This is a genomic window from Nonomuraea lactucae, from assembly GCF_003313395.1.
In the GTDB taxonomy this organism is placed as follows: Bacteria; Actinomycetota; Actinomycetes; order Streptosporangiales; family Streptosporangiaceae; genus Nonomuraea; species Nonomuraea lactucae.
Window position 1 is genome coordinate 1 of the sequence record NZ_QNFZ01000194.1, and the last position, 3,237, is coordinate 3,237.

General features: G+C 74.1%; 3 protein-coding genes. 1 reads left to right on the plus strand and 2 read right to left on the minus strand.

The genetic code is table 11. The annotated features are described in order from the left end of the window. Window positions 1-216: 216 nt before the first annotated feature. Entirely contained in the window at window positions 217-1,116 is a 900-nt protein-coding gene (locus DQW85_RS12270; RefSeq protein WP_162794923.1) for a lactonase family protein, read from the minus strand. 117 nt (window positions 1,117-1,233) lie between these two features. Between DQW85_RS12270 and DQW85_RS12275 the strand changes: the two genes are divergently transcribed. Beyond that, window positions 1,234-2,058 carry a bifunctional helix-turn-helix transcriptional regulator/GNAT family N-acetyltransferase gene (locus DQW85_RS12275; RefSeq protein WP_240197115.1) on the plus strand — a complete coding sequence of 275 codons (825 nt, stop codon included), beginning with the start codon at window positions 1,234-1,236 and terminating at the stop codon, window positions 2,056-2,058. A gap of 30 nt (window positions 2,059-2,088) precedes the next feature. Here the strand turns inward: DQW85_RS12275 and DQW85_RS12280 are convergent. Further along, on the minus strand, window positions 2,089-3,237 hold a 1,149-nt coding region (locus tag DQW85_RS12280), incomplete at its 5' end, for an MMPL family transporter (RefSeq protein WP_162794924.1).

The window sequence follows — 3,237 nt, forward strand, 5'->3', positions numbered from 1 at the left end:
GGCGCGAGCCCGGCCCGGGGTGCGAGCCCGGCCCGGGGTGCGAGCCCGGCCCGGGGTGCCGCGTTTACGCGCGGAGCGGCGGCACCGCAGCCGAGGGCCAGCAGGACGAGGGCGGCGAGGGTCTTGCGCACGGGACCCCATCGTCACGTGGCCCGCCGGCCGCCACGCCGACTTGGCCGATTCCTTGAGCGCGCTCTGCCCTCACGTGACAAAGGCTTACGCGATCAGCACGCAGGCCGGGCTATCCACCTCGTACGCCTGCCCGGTGGGCTCGGGCACCCCGTCCTTCAGCGCGAACACGGTGACGGTCCCGGACCGCTGGTTGGCCACGTACATCCGGTCGCCGTCGATCGCGAAGTGCCTCGGCCAGTCGCCGCCTGACGGCACCTCGGCCACCGGCGTCAGGTCGTCGGCCCGCAGCACCGAGATCGTGTTCGGCCCGCGGTTGCCTACGTACAGCAGCCCGCCCGCCAGGTCGAGATGGGAGGGGTAGCTGGGGCCCTCGGCCCGCGACGCGGGGGCGGGCGGGCGGCGGTCGTCGTCGATGACGTGGACGGCTCCGTCGAGCTCGCCCACCACGTACAGGCGCGAGCCGTCGAAGACCATGTGGCGCGGCCCGGTGCCGGGGGGCAGTGCCAGCGGCTCCAGCGGGGTGCCGTCGAGCGTGTAGCGGCGGACCTCGTCGGTGCCGAGGTCGGTGACGTGGAGCACGTCCTGGTGGAAGACGGCCTGGTGGGCGTGCGCGCGCTCCTGGCGGTCGGCGACCGGCCCCGAGCCCTCGTGGCGCAGCACGATCGGCGCCCCGGCGAACGCGCCCCGCGGGTCGAGGCGCTGCAGGATGGCCGTGCCGTCGCCGTAGTTGGCGACGGCGAGCAGCTCGCCCGACGGGTGCACGGCGAGGTGGCAGGGGGCCTCGCCCTCGCTCGACCGCTCGGCCAGCGGCCTGAGCCCGCCCTCGGTGGTGAACGCGGTGATCCAGCCGCGCCCCAGTTCCCCTACGGCGTACAGCACCGGCAGGGCGGGGTGGGCCGCCAGGAACGACGGCGAGGCGAGGCGGGTGAGCTCACCGCCGGCCGTGACGATGCCGGGGCCGTACCCGCCTATGTACACGTTCACAAACCGTTCCTTTCGTGGTTGACTGGGGCAATGAATTCGTTGACGAAGGCAAGGATATCTGAGATCAGAGCGTTCAACCGGTTCTATACGAAGGTCATCGGGGTTCTCCAGGCGGGGATGCACGACTCGCCATACTCGCTCGCCGAAGCCAGAGTGCTCTTCGAGCTGGCGCACGCCGGGCAGCTGGAGACCGGCGAGCTGCGCGCCCTGCTCGGCCTGGACGCGGGCTACCTCAGCAGGATCCTCGCGCGCCTCGACGCCGACGGCCTGATCACGCGCGAGCGCTCGGCCGCCGACGCGCGCAAGCAGGTGGTGCGGCTGCGCGAGGCGGGCGCGGCCATGTTCGCCACGATCGACGCCCGGTCCGCCGAGGAGGTCGAGCGGCTGCTCGGCGGGCTGACCGAGGACGGTCAGGAGCGGCTGGTGTCGAGCATGGCGGCGATCAGGCGGCTGCTCGGCGGGCCCGCGCCGCGCGAGCCGTTCGTGATCAGGGCGCCGCGCCTCGGCGACCTGGGCTGGGTCGTCCAGCGCCACGCCGAGCTCTACAGCCGCGAATACGGCTGGGGCGTCGACTTCGAGCAGCTCGTGGCCAGGATCGTGGGCGGGTTCGACCTGACCCGCGACGCGGGCTGGATCGCCGAGGCGGGCGGCGAGCGCGTGGGATGCGTCTTCTGCGAGCACGGCGACGCCAGCACCGCCAAGCTGCGGCTGCTGCTCGTCGAGCCGGCGGCCCGTGGGGCAGGCCTCGGGCGGCGGCTGGTCGAGGAGTGCGTGCGCCACGCGAAGCAGGCGGGCTACGAGCGGATCACGCTGTGGACCCGCGACTGCCTGGTGAGCGCCCGGCGCATCTACGCGGGCGTCGGATTCGCCCTGGAGTCCACCCGGAAGGGGATGGAGAGCGGGATCGAGGTGACCGACGAGGTGTGGACCCGCGCGCTCTGACCCACCGGCCCTCGCCGCCGCCCGCGACCTCTACCGGCGCTCCGGCGGCTTGCCGGGCCACCAGTTGAGCGGCCCGGCCAGGCGCATCAGGCTGGGCACGAGCACCGCTCTGATCACCGTCGCGTCCACCAGCACGGCCACCGCCATGCCGACGCCCAGCATCTGCACGAACGTCACCCGCGCGGTGGCGTACGCGGCGAACGAGAGCGCCAGGATGCCGCCCGCGGCCGTGATCAGCGGCGCGCCGCGCTGGAGGCCGGCCGCCACCGCGTCCGCGGCGTCGCCCGTCCTCTCGTACTCCTCCTGGATGCGCGACAGCAGGAACACCTCGTAGTCCATCGACAGGCCGTACGCCACGCAGAGCATGAGGATGGGGATGCTCGGGTCGAGCGTGCCCGTCGGGGTGAAGCCCAGCAGTCCCGACAGGTGGCCCTGCTGGTAGATCCAGACCAGCGCGCCCAGCATGACGCCCATGCTGAGCAGGTTGAGCAGCGTCGCCTTGACCGGGATGAGCACGCTGCGGGTCATGGCCAGCAGCAACGCGAACGTGACGCCGAGCATCAGGCCGAGCACCAGCGGCAGCCGGCCGACCACCGAGGCGCGGTAGTCGGCCAGCTCGGCCGGGTAGCCGCCCACCAGTACCGCGAACGGCGGCTCCACGGCCCGCACGGCCTCGACCAGCCGCACCGGGTCCTCGGCCAGCGCGCCGGCCGACGGCACCACCGACAGCCAGGTGCCCCGAGTCCCGGCGAACCTCCCCGGCTCCCCGTCACCGCTCCGGGCGCCGGCCGCGTACGAGCCGGCCGCCGAGTCGACCTGGGCCACGCCGGGCAGCCGCGACAGCTCGGCGGCGTACGCGCCCACGTCACCGGCCGGTCCCCGGGAGACGATCTGGACCGCGTCGGACTCCTCGGCGGCGAAGCCCTGCCGGATCACCTCCTGCGTCTGCCGCGCGGGTGCCGTGGGCGGCAGGATCCGGTCGTCGGCCGTGCCGAAGCCGAGGCTCAGGAACGGCGAGGCCAGCAGGAGCAGCAGCGCCGTGGCCACCCCGCCGGCGACCAGTGGGCGGCGCGTCACCCGGGTGGCCAGCGCGTGCCAGAACCCGCCCGCCCGCTCGCCTCGGTCCACGCCTGCCCGCTCACCTCGGTCCACGCCCGCCCGCTCGCCTCGGTCCACGCC